The organism is Nocardia sp. NPDC058244 (assembly GCF_042882065.1).
GTDB lineage: Bacteria > Actinomycetota > Actinomycetes > Mycobacteriales > Mycobacteriaceae > Nocardia.
In genome coordinates, this window is sequence record NZ_JBHVWX010000006.1 from 595,458 (window position 1) to 611,817 (window position 16,360).

A 16,360-nucleotide genomic window follows, 5' to 3' on the forward strand; every position below is an offset into this window, starting at 1 on the left:
GAAGCTGTGCGCTGGCGCCGAATCCGGGCGAGGCTCCAGCGGTGGGAGTGTGGTGAGTTCGATGGAAGACGAGCACCTGATGTCTGCCGATCAGCAGCGGCTGGTCCTGGCCGTGGTCGAAGCGATCAACAACGGTGGCGACGTTGTGGCTCAGGTGCGTTCGGTGATCACCCCGCCGCCGGAGGTCGCCGACATCGACACTGTCGTGCGGATCGTTGCGCTGGACTGGGTCGGCTACACCATGGGGGACAAGCCCACGGTGATCCTCGCGCGCCTGCTGGACCGCATCGAAGAAGTCATCGATCCGCCGAGCTGACAGCCGCCGGTTCGACGCGGCTCTCGTGCTCAAGCTGGGCGGCCACGCTGAGGCTTGCCGGCTGGCCGACATAGCCGCTGGCGTGCACAGGGCTACGGTCCGGTCAGGCCGGGACCGCTCGCCTGGATGCGATCGTCGGTGAGTTCCAGGCGGTAGATCGCCGGCATCGGCATCGCGTGGCTGAATTCCCAATCCACGTCGGTGAATCCGAACCCAACCAGGGCACGCGCGATGAACGTACCGTGGCTGCCGATCACGACGGTGCTGTCGTAATGCCGGTCGGCCAGCGCGATCAGGGCCCCGGCCGCGCGCAAGGTGAGCTGGTCCAGGCTTTCCCCACCGGCGCGCGCCAGTCTCGGCATCATCCAGCTGACCGTGTGGTGGCGCGCGTAGTCCGGGCGGGGTGCGAGCCCGGAGTCCCATTCCCGCAACTCGTGATCGGTCCGCACCGGCAGATCCAGGGCCTGGGCCAGCGGCTGCACTGTCTGCACCGCTCGCAGGTAGGGGCTGGACACGATCGCCTGCGGCGCCAGCGGGGCGAGTTCGTCGATCACGCTGCGGGCCTGTCGGTGTCCCTGTGCGGTCAGCGGGCGGGTGTAGTCGTCCGGTCCGCCGGGTGTGGGAATGACGGGGGCGGCGTGGCGGAGCAGGATCAGCGTGGAGCGCACGGCGGCTGCGGTGTCCGAGGAGTCGGCGCCGTCGCGGGCACTGGCTTTGTCACGCAGGGGCTTTCGCGGTGGTGGCCGTGGCCGGGCTTGTCGTGCCAGCGGGCCCGTAGCAGGGCGAGTCCGCGTTCGACGGCGATCATGCGGGCCTGCACGCCGGGGTCGTTCGGGTCGTAGCCTGCCTCGAGCAACGCTGCACGATCTTCAGGTGTCATGCCAGATTGGACGCCGCCGCACCGATACAGGTTCCCGGCAAATCGGACGACTTCACCTGTGTCGGCGCGCGGCATCGAGACACTCCGCATCGACGACAAGCCACGAGCCGATGCCGGGTGCGCTTCGCTGGAAGCGTTGCCGTTGTCGCCTGCTGGCTAAGGGATTCCACGTCAACTCACCATGCTGGTCGCGACCTATCGCCGGGCTTGGACGCGATGCCGGCTCAGAGCACTATCGTCGTCACAGAACGGCCTGGCCCCCGACCCGTTCGACGGCCGCAGCTTGCGGGTCCGGCGCCGGGCCGCCATCGATGCGTGCACTACGACGATCTTGCGGGAGTGGAACCAATGAGTGATGAGGACTATCCGATCGACTTCGACGCACCCAGCACGGGCCACGACTATCAGGTGCTCCCTGATGGCCGGGTGCCGTTGTGGGTGATGCTCACCGTCGGCGATGATGCGCACTGCGTCACGCCGTGGCACTCCTACACGGCTCCGCTGGTGCTCTCGGCGGCCGTGATGGGCCGCGACTGCGACATTCCAGCGGGGGAAGTCATCGGCCGCGAGTTCACAGCGGCAGGCGGGCTGGATGAGGCGTTGCACGACTTCCGGCTCGTGCACGATCCGCGCTTGTAGCAGGCCGATGAAGAAAAGTCGGTAGGTGCCCTTGTGTGCAACGCACGAACGGGTGACACGAAGCACCGAAATCTACAACCGAATTGCCCTCACCACCGATACGGCCACCGCGATCACAGATACCCGGCAGTCCTGCACGGATCAGATCCGTCATGTACTGACCGGGTCTTGGTGTGCGGTGGCCAGATCCTGCTGGTATCAGCCAGTGACCAGGCAGAAAGGGTGACCGGCCGGGTCCAGCAGCACCCGCCACCGGTCGCCGCCCGGCTGGTGGTCCGGCCTGACCGCGCCGAATCCCAGCGCCGACTCCTCCGCCGCATCGAGGTCGGCGACCCTGAGGTCCAGGTGCAGCTGCTGCGGCACGTCCTGACCTGGCCACCGCGGGGCCCGGTATCCGTCGACTCGTTGGAAGCCCAGATCGCAACCCGAACCATCGGTCAGGGCGACGAACTCATCAGTGTCATAGCCGAGCTGCATGCCTGTCAGCTCTTGGTAGAACCGGGCAAGCGCCCGCGGATCGGCGCAATCCAGGGTCACGCCTCGCAGCGTCGCGATCGGCATCGTGCACTCCCTTGGTCATCCAGGTTCGCGGGCCGCGCGGCGCCCGCAGGTCGCTATCCAACCGCACTGTCGTGGCTCGGCTCCACTCCTTTTCGGGCGGCCGACAGCGCTCGTCCCAGGCGCAGCAACAGCGGCGCTGCGCACCCGCTTGTCTGTGCGGGCGAAGATCCTCCTGCCGCTGGCCACACCAGCTAGGAGGATGGGCGTTCGGGATCGCTGGACGTGTGGTCGATCCGCCAGGGGTGCACGGTCCGCACGGATCGCGGCCGCATCGGGCGCCGCAGCCGTGGATACCTGCGGGTGTCGGCTTCGGCGTAGCCGCGCAGCACCTCGGTCAGCCGCACCGCGATCTGGTCGAGCTGCTCGGGAGCGGCCGCGGTGCCGAACGCGGCGCAGGCGTCGAGCTGGCGGCGGACGGTGGCCAGCGCCGCTGCCGTCGGCGCGCGGGCAGGCATCTCGGACATGGCCAGCACTCTACCCGTTATCGAACATACATTCGAGACCTGTAAGTTCGGCGGCGTGTTCGAGAAGTGGCCGGTGCAGTTCAAACCAGAGCCGTGGCGGGTCGTCGACCCGCCACAGAAGGTGATCGTCGCCGCCCACCTGGCCATCACGACCAAACCGAAACACTTCCGCCAGGACCAGCTGGCGATGCGCGTGAAACTCGGCGGCCTGCGCCTGGCCGAGAACGTCCCCGGCTGGCTCCATGCCTGGGTGCTCCTCGATGACGGAACCTGGATGGGCCTGGTCACCTTCACTCTCGTCACCGGCAACGGGCACGGGCAACTCCAGCTCCACCAATGGTGCCCCGCGCACGCGCTCAGCCCGGCTGACCAGTAGCCGAGAAGGCGCGGCCGTCGGCGGCTCGACGCACCGGAAATTTCTGTACGGCCGTACCGGTATGGCAGCGTGGGTGGTGTGGACGGGATCGAAGTCGAGCAGCTCGACGGTGAGCACGCGGTGCTCCCGCAGCTACTCGCCTCGCTCGACCGGATCCACCACCTGCGTGACAGCGTCTTCGCCGCACCGGCGTGGTTGACCGGGATCGGTGACCCGGATGTGGTTCGGCTCCTCGCCCGCGGTGACGGCACGGCCGAAGGGTTCCTCGCCGGCAACCCGCAGACGGGACATCTCGCTGTGGTCGGCGTCCTGCGACCGCGATGCGGTGTCGGGTCTGCGCTGGTGCGCACGTTCATCCAACGAGCCCGCGCGGCAGGGGCCGGGGAGGTGACTGTGGTCCTCGACACCGACCCGCAAGGGCGGTGGGGCCGTCGGCAGTTCTTCGAAGTGCTCGGCTTCACTGCGGTGTCCGGAAGCGCGCTGCATTTCCACCGCACGGTGTGAGGTGAGTCCCGGTCGGCCGGGCCCTGACGGGGTGAGGGTTCGGCCGACCGGGACGGGTGCTGAGCATGTATCCCGCCAGAGACCTGCATCGCACCTGCTGTCGAATCCCACCCTCACCGGCTCTTCGGGATCCGACGAGACGGGAATCTACTCCGCGCCCGCCGGGTCGGCGGTCCGACAGGCGCCGAGTGTGGATATCGATTCGGCATCCGAACCAGGGGCGTTAGCGGGCGAATGGTGCAGCGGCTGAACTGAACTCGATGTCGTAGCGGCCGCCGGGATGCACGGTGATGATCATGATGCCGCCGCTGGCGGCGTGGTGGCGGATCATTTCGATCAGCGAGGTTCCGTCTTGTTCTGCGGTGAGGGAGAGGTGTTCGGCGAAGTCGTCGCCACCGACCGCGGTGTAGGAGAAGTCGAAGTACCGCTCGTAACCGACCGCGTACACGAGCTTCGAAGAGCCCTCGGGTATGGCGGGGTCGGCCAGCAGGCGGGGTACGCCGTTGGAGCGCAGGTAGGTGCCCTGGTTCTTGGTCCACACCAATGCCGGTGGGACCGGGTCGGGCTTGCCGGGGTCCCCGCTGGGCCAGGAATGCTCGGTGGCGGCCATCGCGTGCTCGGCGATCACGGCGACCTGCCTGAGCGGGAACCACAGTTCGAACTTGCCCATCCGTACGGTCATCGATGATTTCCTCTCTGTCGGTGAAGGATTCAGTCCGCGGCCGTGAGCGCGGCCAGCAGCTGCCCGGTGTCGGTGGCCAGGCGGGCGCGGCCGTCGTCGACCATGGCCGCGCATCCGGCCCACGCGGGCGCGGTCGGTGTCGGAGTGGGCAGGGCGTACACGGGCCGGTCGAGCCGGTTCGCCCAGTCGACGGCGTTGAGGGTGCCGCTGCGGATCCCGGCCTCGGGCACCACCATCCCGGCCTCGCCGAGCGCGGCGACGATCCGGTTTCGGTGCAGGAACCGGTCACGGGTGGGCCGCTCGGACGGCGGATACTCCGACACCACTAGTCCCCGCCGGGTGACCTGTTCGAACAGGTCACCGTTGGTGGCGGGGTAGGCGTGGCGCAGCCCGCCGGCGGTGACCACGACCGCCGACCCGCCCGCGGCGAGCGTGCCTTCGAGGGCTGCGGTGTCGATGCCGTAGGCGCCTCCGGTCACGATCGTCCACCCCTGCCCGGCGGCCGTCGCGGTGAAGTCGCGGGTGGTGGTGTATCCGTGCTCGGTGCATGCCCGTGCCCCGACCACGGCCACGCCGCGGTGGGCGAGGGTGTCGAGGTGTCCGGTACCGCGAGCCCACAACGCGACCGGACCGAACCGGTTGGTGCCGGGGTCGTCGAGCTCGGTGAGCTGGCGGGGCCACTCGGGGTCTTCGGGGGTGATCAGCCGGGCGCCGATGCGGTCGGCGTCGGCGAGGTCGGCTTCGGCGCGCACCGCCAGGCCGGGGTGGCGCGGGCGAGGATGTCGGCGGCCCCGTCGGGGCCCTGAGCGGCGAGCAGGATAGCGACCGCACCGCGACGGTAGAGGGCGGCGCGGGCCAGGATCGCCCATGCCAACTGCTGGGCGTGCTCGGCGGAAATGGTCAGGTCCACGGTCGATGAAGTCCTCTCGCAGGGGTGGGACCGCGCTGCGGCTGCGGCCGGGCGGGTCGGATGGTGGCTCCTGTTGTGGTTGTCCACAGGGGTATCCACAACATGTGGATATGGTGAGCGCCGGTCACTGCCCGGCCCGGAAGTCGCGTTCGGGGCTGGTGGCGAGGTAGCCCGCGCCGCCGGACGCCGGGTGACCGGCTATCGGGGCGCTTCGGGGTCCTCGGTGAGGTCGAGGGTTTCCCAGAGCTTGCGGGCGGCGATGACCGCGGCGAGCAAGTCCATCGGCTGGGAATCCTCAGTGTTCGGTGCCGGGTCGCGGACCTTACGCAACCGCCGGAACGGCACCCCACGTAGCGCGATACCGGTGACGGCGGGACCGGACTCGTCGGCCGGGACCGTGAAGACGTCGTAGTCGTCGAGCCGGATCCAGGCCTCGTACCAGGCCTCGGCCGGTTTGCCCTCCCGGCCCGGTGTGGTGGTCTCGGCGGGCGCCCAGTACCGGCAGCGACATAGCGGGTCCCCGCAGAGGTTGAGTGGGGTGTTGCCGACTGGGTTGTAGCGGTCGACGTGCCCGGCCAGCATCACGCAAGCTTGGCGGCTGTACCAGCCACATTCGGGATGCAAGCCAGGTTCGACTGCCACGCCGCGCAGGTAGTCGGAGGGGCGGATCATCAGTACGAGGGTGTCGTAGAGGTCTTCCCCGCAGATCTGGCATCGTTTGTGGTGCAGGACTTCTGCGAGGCGGTGGGGGTCGATGTTTCCCCACACCGGGCGGGTGCGGTCGCGGTGGGTGAGGGTGATGTAGGGGACTACGAGTCCGGCTGAGACCGGCGCGTGCGCCAGCCGCGCGAGGATCGGAACACGCTCAGCGGCGCGCGGCCGCGACGTCGGGGAATGTGCTGTGTTGGGCAATCGGGTCTCTAATCTGCCGGTCCGGCATCGGGTTCGGTGTCGTCGGCGGGAGTGGGGTGGGCGACCAGGACGACGGTGGTGGCCCGGTCCGGGGCGCAGTGGGTCTGCACGCGCAGGTGGACCAGCGCGACGAGCGAGGCAGCAGTGGGTGTTCCGGCGTTCCACGGCAGATACCGGGTCTCGTCGAGCGCGGGCATCTGGGCACGCAGCCACGAGTTGAGCTGTTTGGCGTCGCCGATCACGAGGTCGTGATCCACTCGCGGCCCGTGTGAGGGTTGTGCCCATAGACCCGCACCACCACCGGTGGGGACAGGGCGGCATCGATCACGGTGGCGGGCAGGACAGCGTCATGGCCGCTGTAAGCCCACGCGCCCCCGGCGATCACCCAGCTCTCGCCGTCGGGTTCGGCTGGCATCAACCGCCACGACACCGGGTCGAGCCCGTCGCGGATCGGGTCGGGCACCCACTGCGGGATCGCGACACCTTTGATCATCCGGTGGGTGAGGGCGGCGTGTTCGATACGCACCAACCCCATCACCGGCCGGCGCCCGAAGTCGATACCCATCGTGTCGGGGAAGACCGCGAGTTTCGTGCCCGCGGCCGGAGCTGCGGCGAAGGTGCTGTGCCAGCCCACGATCACGACCTCGGTCGCAGCCAACAGTGGGTGCACGCGGGCGGTGAATCGGTCGGGGTCGGGGCGGTCGTCGGCGGCGAGGCTGATCGGCATGGTCACCCTCGTCCCTCGCTTGCCGTGCGGGCGTGGCGCTCGACGGATTCGATGAACCGCAACGGCAGGATCACCCGTTCACCGGGTGCGGTGGTCAGCACGGTGTAGCGGGCGCTGACGGTGGTCGGTGTCGCAGTGGGCAGGGTGTGACCGCCACGGGTCCGCACGGTGATGGCGTCACCGCGACCGCGCGCGGCCTCCAGCTCGATACCGATCGCGGTCGAGTCCGACGACGGAGCAGTTGGTGCGGGTGTGCGGAGTTGCGTGATTGCGGCACGCAGCCGGTTCCGCAGTGGCGGGATGGTCAGGGGTTGGGTCATGCGCGGTGGATCCTCCGGAGAAGGTGCAGGAACGCGAACCGGCGGACCGGTCGCGGATGATGACGGGCGGCGAGTGCTGCGGCGAGCCGGTCGGCTTCGTGGCGGTCGAGATCGATGAGCTGGCATCGGGTTTCACCGGCGAGGGTGTCGTGCAGGTGCAGGCGAACCCAGTAGCCGTCGGTGCTGACGTGCACGCGGGCGCCGTCGCGGTCATGGACCCGAAGCAGCGGAACGGGAAGATGGGGCAGTGGTGGGTGATTCACGCCGACCCGCCTGCGTCAGCCGAACGCCGCGGTGTGGTGGTGCACGCGCGGTCTGCACTCGAGCGCCTCGCGAGCGGGGTGCAGACCGAGGTGATGAGGCCGACGCGGGCAAGGGCGACGTAGTGCATGTGGCTCCCATCGATGAAGGTGTTGAGGAACAGGCTGTTTCGAGCGCGGGGTCGAGGACGTCCACGTCCGGCTCGGCCTCGGGCACTCGGAGTTCTGGCTGTCTGAGGGTTGTGCCGGGTCCGTCGAGTGGTCGCGAGGGTGATTGCGCAGGTCGGGAGCACATCGGCCGCCCTTTCGCCAGGGGATCGGGCTGTGATCGGTGCCATCGACGTGGGGATGCCGCAGCGGCGTCGGGTGTGCATACCGTTGGTGGACAACATCATTGGTTGTTGTCCAGGAGGCGCAGATGCCGAAATCGCGAGCTCGACACTCGAAGAAGAAACCGACTGCCGCACACCGCGATCGCGGTCGGCCCGTGTCTGTGGACTTGGGCTACCTGTGGAGACAGGCCCTGCAAGGGCCGATCGAGGTTCGGCTCGCGCGGACCGAGGCGGAACTGTCGCGGTTCGCCGAGTGGGGGTCGATGCTGGGGTTGGACGGTCCGGGGATCGCCTCAGAGCTGATCCGCGCCCATCGGGATCGTGTGCTGGGCGCCGGTGTTGTCCGGGGCAATGTGTGGCGTGCGATGGCGCGTCGCCACGTCAGCTTCGAGTCACTGGTGATGGCGCGCACGGCCGCGTTGGTTGCGCTCGACGGCGACGGCACGGTGATCGGTGGGGTCCTGGCCGGACCCGACGTCGGCTTGCTGGATGCGATGTCGCAGGACTGGGACGCGCCTGCCGCGGTGACGGCGTTGGCGTTGGTGGCGATGTGGCGGGTGGATCTGGTCGCCGTCGACGAGCCGCATCGACGCCGTGGTGTCGGTAGCGCGCTGATGCGGGCATTGACCGCGACCGCGTTCTACAACGCGACGGGCGCGCTCTACGGCGCGTTCGCCCCGCGCGAGCCCGGCCTGAGCGCGTTCTTCGGCAGACCGGAACGGGAACTGTTCATCTACCCGACCGGCGCCGGCGTCGATGTGAGCGTGTGGCTCGGTGGCTTCCCGACCGTGGTGATGCCCGAGCCCGACAGGTGTCTGTTCTACCTCAATCTCCAACCACCTCCCACGCCGGAGAACCCGATAGCGCGAATCCCGATCTGATCCGGTCGCGTCGCAGGAATCGCATCCGGTCACTCGGTGGGCGTGAGGGTGGTGGTTGGACACCACGGGCGGTCATGCGGTTTCGAGCTCGGGGTCGCCGAGGTCGGCATAGCGCAGCGACTCGTCCGGGCAGGCACAACTACAGCGCGGGAAGGTCCGCAGACAGTGCACGCAATATCCGCAGTACAGACAATGCGGGCCGTCGGGGTTGTCGAAGTCGGCGCCGCAGTTGTCGCAGTAGCCGTCCTCGGAACCGAGCCCCTCGGCGAAGGCGGTGTAGCCACCGTGCGGGAACCGGCCCAGCTCATAGGTGTGATTTGAGTACCACGATCCGTCGCGCCAGTGCCCGGCCTGCTCGTTGAAGATGTAGACGGAGTGCTTGTAGGCGGGGTCGACGGTCAAGATGACGGCCTTGTCGTGGCCGAGCCAGCGCTCGAACCGCGAGCGTCCGATCCAGGAATCCAGTGACCCGAACGGGGCGCGGGGCAGGAAGTCCTCGGCCGCGATCCGGGTGTCGGAGCGGTCATCACCACGCGTTGGGTGGACGTGGTCGGGCAGGACTCCGTTGTGGGCCAGCACGCTGCGCTTGTCTCCGCCGATCGCGAAGGGGTGACAGTTGGCGGTGGTGTGCTTGCCGTGTGTGGCGTAGCGGGAATGAAATAGGGCGGGTCCGTCGGGGAATTCTGTTCGGGCGTGGGCGAAGTCGGTGATCGTCTCGCGCGGGTCCAGCCCGTGTCCGACGATGAGCCGGTCACCGGCGTGGATGGCCCAGCCGTGCCCGTGGGGGTTGGCGATCGCTCCGGCGGCGAGGGCGTCGTAGTCGGGGGTGATGGCGGGCCGGATGAAGGTCAGGATGCACACGGGTAGGCCTCCTCGATGGTGGTGAATGCACCGGTAGCGGTGAGCGCGGCCAGTTCCGCGGTCAGCGGCCCGTACGCGGGTCGCGCGGACACCCAGGTGGTGAAGGCCGGCCAGTCCCAGCCGCCGCGCGCGACATCGCGGGAACGGAGGCCGCGGGTGTATTCGACCGAGGCGTCGGCGAAGGCCAGCGCGGCTTTCACCTGCTGGGGTTTCAGTGAGCTGGCGAACACGCGCAGCTCGAAGGTGTCGGTGGGGTGGGCGTTGACGGCGTGGTAGCGGCCCCACCCGTGATCACCGTGCGCGAGCTCCTTGGCCATGTCGCGGACGTCGGGATCGAAACTGGCCCATTCGGAGTAGCGGCGCCGCGCCAGCGTGGTGACGGCGGGCTCGTTGCGGTAGATCAGCTTGAGCCACCGGTAGATGTGGGCGGGGGAGTCGAACCCGGCGCGCGAGAGGTGGATGTGGATGCCGACGTCGTCGTCGGTGTAGCAGCCCAGCAGCCGCAGCTGCGACAGCAGCGACCACGGGAACTGGTTCATCGCGTAGTGGAAACTCATCGGGTGGGTGACCAGCTCGAATCCGCAGCTGATCGACGCGTCGTCTTTGAGATAGCCCAACGAGTCGAGTCGATTGTTCGCGGTTTCGACCGAGTCGCCGTAGCCGTCGTAGCTGGTGCGGACTTCGAGCTCGAGACCCAGGAACAACGGGCCGAGCCCATGGAAGTCCGGGTCTGGCTTGTAGCAGGAGTCGTAGACCCGAGACGGGTTGGGCTGGGTGCAGCCTTCGCAGTAGTACTCGCACCCGCGAAACAGCATCTCGCACTCGTGGCATCGGGAGTAGTCGTCGCGGCAGTCCGGGCATACCCAGCAGTCGCCGTTGATCGAGACCGAATCGGCGGCGGGGCTGTTGCAGTCGTCGCAGGTCGAGTATTCGGCGGCGCAGTCGCCGCAGACGTCGCCGCCGGAGATGATCGCGGTGATCTCGCTGGTGTAGCGGGCGCAGTCGTCGCATTCGATGAATCCGCTGCGGCATTCGAAGCAACGGTCTTCGTCGTCGACGGTTCGCTCGACGTTGCGGGCGGGTCGGTCACAGGCCTGGCACAGGTCGAGCTCCCAGGCGCAATTCGCGCACAGCGCTTCGGCGTCGGCGGTGTGGATGAGAGCTTCGGGAGGGGTTCGGGTGGAACAGGACTCGCACTCGGCGAGGCCGAGTGGCTGATCGAGGACGGCGGTGGGCATCGGTTCCTTCCCTGGAAACGACGAAAGCCCGCACCATGCGGGTGCGGGCTCGATGAATAGGTGGTGACGGCGGGACAGCCGCTAGGTACTCGGCTGCGGCGGCGCGGGCAGGGCGAGCTGCCGTCCCGGTGCGCGAGGAGGTGTTCTGCGGGCGCGCGGTGGGCGGCATTCGCAGTGTGGGAACCGGATCTCGCAGGCGAAGCACCACCCGCACTGGCGGCAGTAGCGCCCTACCCGGTACAGGTCGACGTCGTCACAGCCGTCGCAGACATACCGCTCGCGCAGGGAGTAGCGATGTGACACGGGCAGGAAACTGCTGTTCGAGTACCAGATGCCGTTGTCCCACTGCCCTTTCGACTCCCCGAACAGATACACCTGCTGCTCATAGGCGGGATCGACGGTCAAGATCAGCAACTTCGACGAACCCAGCCATGTCTCCAGGCCACGCGACCCACGGACGGTGTCCAGCGACCCGAACGGCATCTCCGGCAGGTAGTCCTCGGCGGCGACGCGGGTGTCGGAGCGCCAGTCGTAGGCGCTGGGGTGGACGCGTTTGGGCAGGATCCCGTTGTGCGCGAGCACCGTCCGTTGGTCTCCGCCGAGCCGGAAGGGGTGGCAGTTGGCGACGGTGCGGATGCCGTGGGTGGCGTAGCGGGAGTGGAACAACGCGGGCCCGGCCGGGTGTGCGGCGCGGACGCGAGCGAAGGCGTCGATGACGTCCTGGGCGTTCATGCCGTGTCCGGTGACGATCCGGTCGCCGGCGATCAGGGCGAATCCGTGCCCGTGCGGGTTGGCGTCGGCGCCGCGCAGCAACGCCTGTGGGTCGGGGGCCACGGAAGCGGGGATGAAGGTCAGGAGGCACACAGCACGACCTCCTGCGGGTCGTCGGCCAGCGCGGTGAGTTCGTCGAGCAGCGGCCGATACTCGAGGCGCCGGCTCAGCCAGTCGGTGAACCGGTCCCACTCCCAGCCACCGGCACGGATGTCGGGAATGGTGAGGTCGGCGGTGTAGCGGATCGAGGCCTCGGTGAACGCCAGCGCGGCCTGGACCTGCCGGGTCTCGAGGGAACTGGCGAAGACCCGCAACTCCAAGGTGTCGCGCGGGTGAGGGTTGATCGCCTGATTACGCGGCAACCCGAGAGCGCGGTGGGCGCCCTTGGCGAGATCCTTGGCGCGGGCGCGGGTGCCGGACTCGAACGGGGCATAGCGGCTGGTACGCCGTGCCAGCGCGGTGACCTCGGCGTGGTTGCGGTAGACCAGCTTCATCCACCGGTAGACGTGCGCGGGCCCGGTGAACCCGGCGCGGGAAGCGTGCACATGCAGGCCGACGCTGCTGTTGGTCCGGCACCCCATCACCTGGAGGTCGTGCAGCAGCTGCCACGGGAATCCGGGCAGGGCGTACTGGTAGGTCATGGGGTGGCACACGATCTCGAACCCGGCCGGCTGGATGGAGGAGTCGCGTTTGAGGTAGCCGAGCGGCCCGAGCGCGTCGACCGCGATCGCGACCATGTCGTCGTAGCGGTCGGCGGGGACGACGACCTCGAGTTCCATCCCGAGGAACAAGGGCCCGTCGCCGTGGAAGATCGGGTCGGGTCGGTAGAAGTAGTTCCACACCCGGTACGGGTCCTCGCAACGTTCACACTGCCCCTGGCCGCGGAGCAAGGCGCCGCAGTCGGTGCATGCCCGCAGCTCGCCGGCGCACTCGACGCAGGCGCGCACGTTGCCGACGACGTAGCGGCTGTGGCGGGTGAAGCGCTCGCACTGGAAGCACTGGTCGAACAGGCGCGCGCACAGCTCGCACACCACGCCACCGGTGTCGACCCGCTGGCGAGCCGAGGTGACTTCCGAACACACCACACACGGACGGAGCCGGGACACGCAGCCCGTGCACAGCAGTCCCGCGCAGGTGGTGGGTGTGAGGGTGATCGCGCGGGCGCCGCACTGGTAGCACTGCGGGCACCGGTACACACAGTCCTCGCAGACGGGCCCGCCGTCGAGGGTGTAGCGGGTGCCGGGGTCGCGGGTGCGACAGACCCCGCACGTATCGGAAAGTTCCACATCAGGCATGACGGGTGAAATCCCTTCGCAGAAACGACGAACGCCGCCCCGAAGGCCGGGAGCGGCGTGAAATGACGAGAACGAGCAGCGGCGGTGTGGAAGTCGGTGTTCGGGTCAGGCGGCGCGTGCGCTCGCCAGGCGGCAGGCGACAGGTTGGCCGTGATGGCGGCCGTCGCAGGTCGTCAGGGCCAGCACCCGGTCCGGGACGGCGAGCTTGCGGCGCGCGACCGCTTCGAACTCGTCGATACCGCGGGCGGCGATGGCTTCGTAGTGGTCGTCGAATCCCTTGACCGGCTCACCGAGGTCGGGCAGGCCCGCTTGGCGCCACATCCGCAGGTACAGGCCGAACGCGCTGGTGTTCAACGGAGTTACGAGACTGACCTGCATCAACAACAACACGACCTCGACGGCAGTCCCTGGCTTGGTCGGCTGTCCGGCCGCGACTCGGTCGAGTAGCTCGCGGGCGTGGGCGCGGTAGACGAACTCGGTGCTCATCCGCTTGTGGGTGGCGGTCAACAGCGAAAACCCGTGAAAGAGAACGTCAGCGACGTCGGGGTGTCGCTGGTGCGCCAAGTGGATCTCGTCTTCGGCCCAGTCCGTCTGGGCCAGGGTGGACAGCAGCGTCGTCGTGAACTCCGTGCCGGTGAGACTGCGCAGGAGCGGCTCGATCGTGGCGTGCGTATCGGTCATGAGTGCGTCCTTCGGCAACGGTGATGTGGCAGGCGAATTCTGGAATGGCGCGCAGCTGTGGGCAGGCCAACGGCGCGATCCCCCGACCGCCAATTGCAGCGCGGCAGATCACGACGGCGTCGGGTAGCGCTGAGGGAAAAGGTGATCCGGCTCAGCTGAGCTGAATGTCGGCAGCGGGGCGTATCCTCGTGGGTGGAAGAGCCGCTGGTCGGGTCGATCTCAGGAGTTTGAGATGCCTGCTAGCAAGCCACGTCGTGCCAAGAAAGATCCCGAACTGGTTCGGCGGTTGGACGAGGTCCGCCAGGTGATGAAGGATCGGCGCACCGAGGCGGAACGCCGCGCGGCCGCGACGATGGACGCGGTCGAGACCTACCTGCACGCTGCGGGAGTCATCCGCCACGGCCTCGTTGTGCGTGATCAGCGTATCGGTGAACTGCGTCGACAGATCGAACAGATAGAACGCGAACACGAAGCCGAAGCTACTCAATGGCGTTCCCGCCAGGCGAGTGCGGTCGCGACGATGCGGGGGTTGGGGGAGTCCGACGACAGCATCGGGGCCCTGCTCGAAATGACTGGCAGGCAGCTGAGGCAACTCATGTCTGCTGCGGCTCGCACAGCCGAGCGGGCAACGCTCAACCGCGGTGGACCGGATCGGGGTACCGGCGCCACCGGTTTACTGGACGCTGCGGATACAGAGGTCCGGCTGAGTTCACAGGACGCCTGAACTTCGGATGAGGCGTTTGGTCAGAGTTTGGCGTAGCCGCCGGTGTTCCAGACATGCCATCGGAATTGGCTCGGAGCCAGGGCGACGCGATAGGGGATGCCGGGTGCGGTCGGATAGGGCCAGTAGGCGACGCCGCACCGGTGGCAGTAGTAGCCGTGGCTCCACACGCCTTGCGCACGGTTTCGCCCCGACTGGACCTTGCCGTTTCGACTGGAACGTTTGAAGGCCAAGATCGCGATGGCGACGACAGGAACTGACAGGGCAACTGGAACGATGAACAAGCCGACCAGAGATCCCGTGACCTGAGCAGGGTTGCCGCGCGGTGGATCAATTCGTAGCGACGCGATGCACATCGCGTATACGAACGCGAGGACGAGGAGGAGACCAGCGCTAACCACAGAGAGCGGACCCGCAGAAGGCAGGGATGGTTGCCAGGCCAAGCTTCTCGCCAGGGTGGAGCTGTGGCGGTATTCGTGGATCGAGGTTCCGACCACGGGGACGAGTCCACCCGGGCCGACACCGATTCCGGTGTGGACGCCAGCGCTGTAGCCGCTGTGGGTTCCGTCCGCCATGGTGGCGGGCACGCTCTGAACCCAGTCGATGCGTTCGCACTGCGGGCAGGAGAGATCGAGGTTCACTGGTCCCCCAAAGGACGTGGTTTCTCGCTGAAGTCGTGCACGAAGGTGATGCCTGGCAACGAACCGTGCGTCAATCCAACATGGGAAGCGCCCTCCTGTCGATGTGGCCTGAACCACACCAGCAGAGGTTCGGGTGGTCTGCCGATCGGCCGAAACATCGTCGGTCTCAACCGCTCGCGCCCGATTCGGTGCTCACGGGGCTGGGGTCGGCGTGCGCACGCTTGTCCTCGGTGTTCACGCGGTTGCCGTGCGGCTCGGCCGCCTCGTGCGCACGGTCGTCATCATCGTGCGCACGGTCGTCATCATCGTGCGCACGCTGAGGAGAGAGTTCCGGACCGGTGTGCGCACGGTCGATGGGTATGTGCGCACGCAGGCGTTCGGCGTCGCGCAGGATTCGGCTGACCGCTGAACGGCTGCACCCGAGTTCGCGCGCGACGCGGCTGGCGCTCCACCCGTCGACGTACCGGTGTGCGAGCACCGCGGTGACGGTCGCGGGGTCGCGTCGCCCGCCGGGATCCTGTTCGCAGATCAGCGTGGCCAGTGCCTCGAGATCGGCTCCGTCGCAAGAACTATCGAGGGAATCCCCGCTCAGCTCGGCTGTCCGGTCGGCGGAGTTCGCGGCGTGGCCGCTCGGTGCGTTTGGTAGGTCCAGTGGGCGCTGTGATTCGGGAACCGTGGCTTCCGACCCGTGCTCCGTGTCGTGTTGGTGTGCGTGCGCCAGCGTCAACAGGGCGATCGAACTCTGGGTCATGGAGCCTTCCACGATCAAGGGCCACAGCCATGCTTCGGCGACGGGCACACCCGCGGTGATCGCCAGCGCGCGCAGCGCGGTGAACGACAGCCAGAACGCCCCGCCGGCGATGACCACGGTCAGTGCTGTCGCGGCGCGGCGGGCGGTGGGCGAGACGGTGTCCGCGCGTGCGAGCAGCGCAACTCCGTGCACCGCGGCCAACAACGCCAGTGGCGGGATGACGGCTACCGCGGCGGCGACGGCTGGCAGGACGGTTGTGTGCAGGACGGCTTGGGTCGCGTTGCCGACCACGCTGACGCCGGCAGCGATACAGAGCTCGCTCCAGAAGAAGACGTGCGCACGGTCAGTACCCGCGACCTCGCGCGCGGTCAGCCCGGCCCTCGCGGCTTGCAATGATGAAGTCGGCATGCCCTACTGCCTCGTTTCGGGTGAGTGTGAACAGGAGGTCGCGGCGATCGGACCGCCGCACGGATGGCACGGAGCGCAGGTCCAGTGGTGTGAGGTCGCCGCCCACCGGTGACTGGAGCGCCGGTGTTTGCGGCAGGTCAGACGAGGACGCGAACGTCCGAAATCGGTGCCGACTCCCGGTGCTGGCACTCGGCAACGGTGATCAGGTGCTGGCGACGGCGGTGCTCAG

Annotated in this window: 24 protein-coding genes; 7 read left to right on the forward strand and 17 right to left on the reverse strand. The window is 68.1% G+C overall.

Annotated elements, in window-relative coordinates:
* The first annotated feature begins 52 nt into the window (after positions 1–52).
* Complete coding sequence (locus ACFVW6_RS22230) at positions 53–316, forward strand: hypothetical protein (protein WP_378830784.1); 264 nt, start codon at positions 53–55, stop codon at positions 314–316.
* A 92-nt stretch (positions 317–408) separates the two neighbouring features.
* Here the strand turns inward: ACFVW6_RS22230 and ACFVW6_RS22235 are convergent, their stop codons facing one another.
* A complete protein-coding gene (locus ACFVW6_RS22235; protein WP_378830781.1) occupies positions 409–984 on the reverse strand; it encodes a histidine phosphatase family protein in 576 nt (191 codons plus the stop codon).
* 560 nt (positions 985–1,544) lie between these two features.
* Here ACFVW6_RS22235 and ACFVW6_RS22240 point away from each other — a divergent pair.
* Positions 1,545–1,835 carry a hypothetical protein gene (locus ACFVW6_RS22240; protein ID WP_378830778.1) on the forward strand — a complete coding sequence of 97 codons (291 nt, stop codon included), beginning with the start codon at positions 1,545–1,547 and terminating at the stop codon, positions 1,833–1,835.
* Between the two features lie 198 nt (positions 1,836–2,033).
* On the opposite strand, the gene ACFVW6_RS22245 is transcribed toward ACFVW6_RS22240, so the two are convergent.
* Together ACFVW6_RS22245 and ACFVW6_RS22250 are read right to left on the reverse strand one after the other, a co-directional pair.
* Complete coding sequence (locus tag ACFVW6_RS22245) at positions 2,034–2,396, reverse strand: VOC family protein (protein ID WP_378830776.1); 363 nt, start codon at positions 2,394–2,396, stop codon at positions 2,034–2,036.
* 191 nt (positions 2,397–2,587) lie between these two features.
* Positions 2,588–2,860: a DUF6374 family protein gene (locus ACFVW6_RS22250; RefSeq protein WP_378830774.1), complete on the reverse strand. Its 273-nt coding sequence runs from the start codon at positions 2,858–2,860 to the stop codon at positions 2,588–2,590.
* A gap of 73 nt (positions 2,861–2,933) precedes the next feature.
* On the opposite strand from ACFVW6_RS22250, the gene ACFVW6_RS22255 reads away from it, so the two are divergent.
* Positions 2,934–3,236, forward strand: coding sequence for a hypothetical protein (locus ACFVW6_RS22255; RefSeq protein ID WP_378830772.1), 303 nt, complete (start codon positions 2,934–2,936; stop codon positions 3,234–3,236).
* Between the two features lie 78 nt (positions 3,237–3,314).
* Positions 3,315–3,740, forward strand: a complete 426-nt coding sequence (locus tag ACFVW6_RS22260) for a hypothetical protein (protein ID WP_378830769.1) — start codon at positions 3,315–3,317, stop codon at positions 3,738–3,740.
* Positions 3,741–3,963: 223 nt separating this feature from the next.
* Here ACFVW6_RS22260 and ACFVW6_RS22265 read toward each other — a convergent pair whose 3' ends face one another.
* The 7 genes from ACFVW6_RS22265 to ACFVW6_RS22295 form a co-directional block, all read right to left on the reverse strand.
* Positions 3,964–4,422, reverse strand: coding sequence for a hypothetical protein (locus ACFVW6_RS22265; RefSeq protein WP_378830767.1), 459 nt, complete (start codon positions 4,420–4,422; stop codon positions 3,964–3,966).
* A gap of 29 nt (positions 4,423–4,451) precedes the next feature.
* Positions 4,452–5,174, reverse strand: coding sequence for a DNA-processing protein DprA (locus tag ACFVW6_RS22270; RefSeq protein ID WP_378830765.1), 723 nt, complete (start codon positions 5,172–5,174; stop codon positions 4,452–4,454).
* Positions 5,123–5,332, reverse strand: a complete 210-nt coding sequence (locus ACFVW6_RS22275) for a hypothetical protein (protein WP_378830763.1) — start codon at positions 5,330–5,332, stop codon at positions 5,123–5,125. The genes ACFVW6_RS22270 and ACFVW6_RS22275 overlap by 52 nt, the downstream gene beginning before the upstream one ends.
* A gap of 198 nt (positions 5,333–5,530) precedes the next feature.
* On the reverse strand, positions 5,531–6,004 hold the full coding sequence (locus ACFVW6_RS22280; protein WP_378830761.1) for a hypothetical protein: 474 nt from the start codon (positions 6,002–6,004) through the stop codon (positions 5,531–5,533).
* Between the two features lie 248 nt (positions 6,005–6,252).
* Positions 6,253–6,501, reverse strand: coding sequence for a hypothetical protein (locus ACFVW6_RS22285; protein WP_378830759.1), 249 nt, complete (start codon positions 6,499–6,501; stop codon positions 6,253–6,255).
* Positions 6,483–6,971: a hypothetical protein gene (locus ACFVW6_RS22290; protein ID WP_378830757.1), complete on the reverse strand. Its 489-nt coding sequence runs from the start codon at positions 6,969–6,971 to the stop codon at positions 6,483–6,485. Before ACFVW6_RS22290 ends, ACFVW6_RS22285 begins: the two co-directional genes overlap by 19 nt.
* A 2-nt stretch (positions 6,972–6,973) precedes the next feature.
* The gene (locus tag ACFVW6_RS22295) at positions 6,974–7,291 is read right to left on the reverse strand and encodes a hypothetical protein (protein ID WP_378830755.1); all 318 of its coding nucleotides are present in this window, start codon (positions 7,289–7,291) and stop codon (positions 6,974–6,976) included.
* A 5-nt stretch (positions 7,292–7,296) separates the two neighbouring features.
* On the opposite strand from ACFVW6_RS22295, the gene ACFVW6_RS22300 reads away from it, so the two are divergent.
* On the forward strand, positions 7,297–7,677 hold the full coding sequence (locus ACFVW6_RS22300) for a hypothetical protein (protein ID WP_378830753.1): 381 nt from the start codon (positions 7,297–7,299) through the stop codon (positions 7,675–7,677).
* 268 nt (positions 7,678–7,945) lie between these two features.
* The gene (locus tag ACFVW6_RS22305; RefSeq protein ID WP_387792545.1) at positions 7,946–8,764 is read left to right on the forward strand and encodes a GNAT family N-acetyltransferase; all 819 of its coding nucleotides are present in this window, start codon (positions 7,946–7,948) and stop codon (positions 8,762–8,764) included.
* 72 nt (positions 8,765–8,836) lie between these two features.
* Here ACFVW6_RS22305 and ACFVW6_RS22310 read toward each other — a convergent pair whose 3' ends face one another.
* The 5 genes from ACFVW6_RS22310 to ACFVW6_RS22330 all read right to left on the reverse strand — a co-directional run bounded on the left by ACFVW6_RS22310 (position 8,837) and on the right by ACFVW6_RS22330 (position 13,610).
* Positions 8,837–9,625, reverse strand: a complete 789-nt coding sequence (locus tag ACFVW6_RS22310; protein WP_378830749.1) for a class II glutamine amidotransferase — start codon at positions 9,623–9,625, stop codon at positions 8,837–8,839.
* On the reverse strand, positions 9,613–10,863 hold the full coding sequence (locus ACFVW6_RS22315; protein ID WP_378830747.1) for a hypothetical protein: 1,251 nt from the start codon (positions 10,861–10,863) through the stop codon (positions 9,613–9,615). Before ACFVW6_RS22315 ends, ACFVW6_RS22310 begins: the two co-directional genes overlap by 13 nt.
* Positions 10,864–10,944: 81 nt before the next feature.
* Positions 10,945–11,727: a hypothetical protein gene (locus ACFVW6_RS22320; protein WP_378830745.1), complete on the reverse strand. Its 783-nt coding sequence runs from the start codon at positions 11,725–11,727 to the stop codon at positions 10,945–10,947.
* Entirely contained in the window at positions 11,715–12,929 is a 1,215-nt protein-coding gene (locus ACFVW6_RS22325; protein WP_378830742.1) for a hypothetical protein, read from the reverse strand. The genes ACFVW6_RS22320 and ACFVW6_RS22325 overlap by 13 nt, the downstream gene beginning before the upstream one ends.
* A 105-nt stretch (positions 12,930–13,034) precedes the next feature.
* Positions 13,035–13,610, reverse strand: a complete 576-nt coding sequence (locus ACFVW6_RS22330; RefSeq protein WP_378830740.1) for a hypothetical protein — start codon at positions 13,608–13,610, stop codon at positions 13,035–13,037.
* Between the two features lie 232 nt (positions 13,611–13,842).
* Here ACFVW6_RS22330 and ACFVW6_RS22335 point away from each other — a divergent pair, with 232 nt between their 5' ends.
* On the forward strand, positions 13,843–14,334 hold the full coding sequence (locus tag ACFVW6_RS22335; protein ID WP_378830738.1) for a hypothetical protein: 492 nt from the start codon (positions 13,843–13,845) through the stop codon (positions 14,332–14,334).
* A gap of 20 nt (positions 14,335–14,354) precedes the next feature.
* Here ACFVW6_RS22335 and ACFVW6_RS22340 read toward each other — a convergent pair whose 3' ends face one another.
* On the reverse strand, positions 14,355–14,972 hold the full coding sequence (locus ACFVW6_RS22340) for a hypothetical protein (protein ID WP_378830737.1): 618 nt from the start codon (positions 14,970–14,972) through the stop codon (positions 14,355–14,357).
* A gap of 166 nt (positions 14,973–15,138) precedes the next feature.
* Positions 15,139–16,116: a DUF2637 domain-containing protein gene (locus ACFVW6_RS22345; protein ID WP_387792551.1), complete on the reverse strand. Its 978-nt coding sequence runs from the start codon at positions 16,114–16,116 to the stop codon at positions 15,139–15,141.
* Positions 16,117–16,360: the final 244 nt, after the last annotated feature.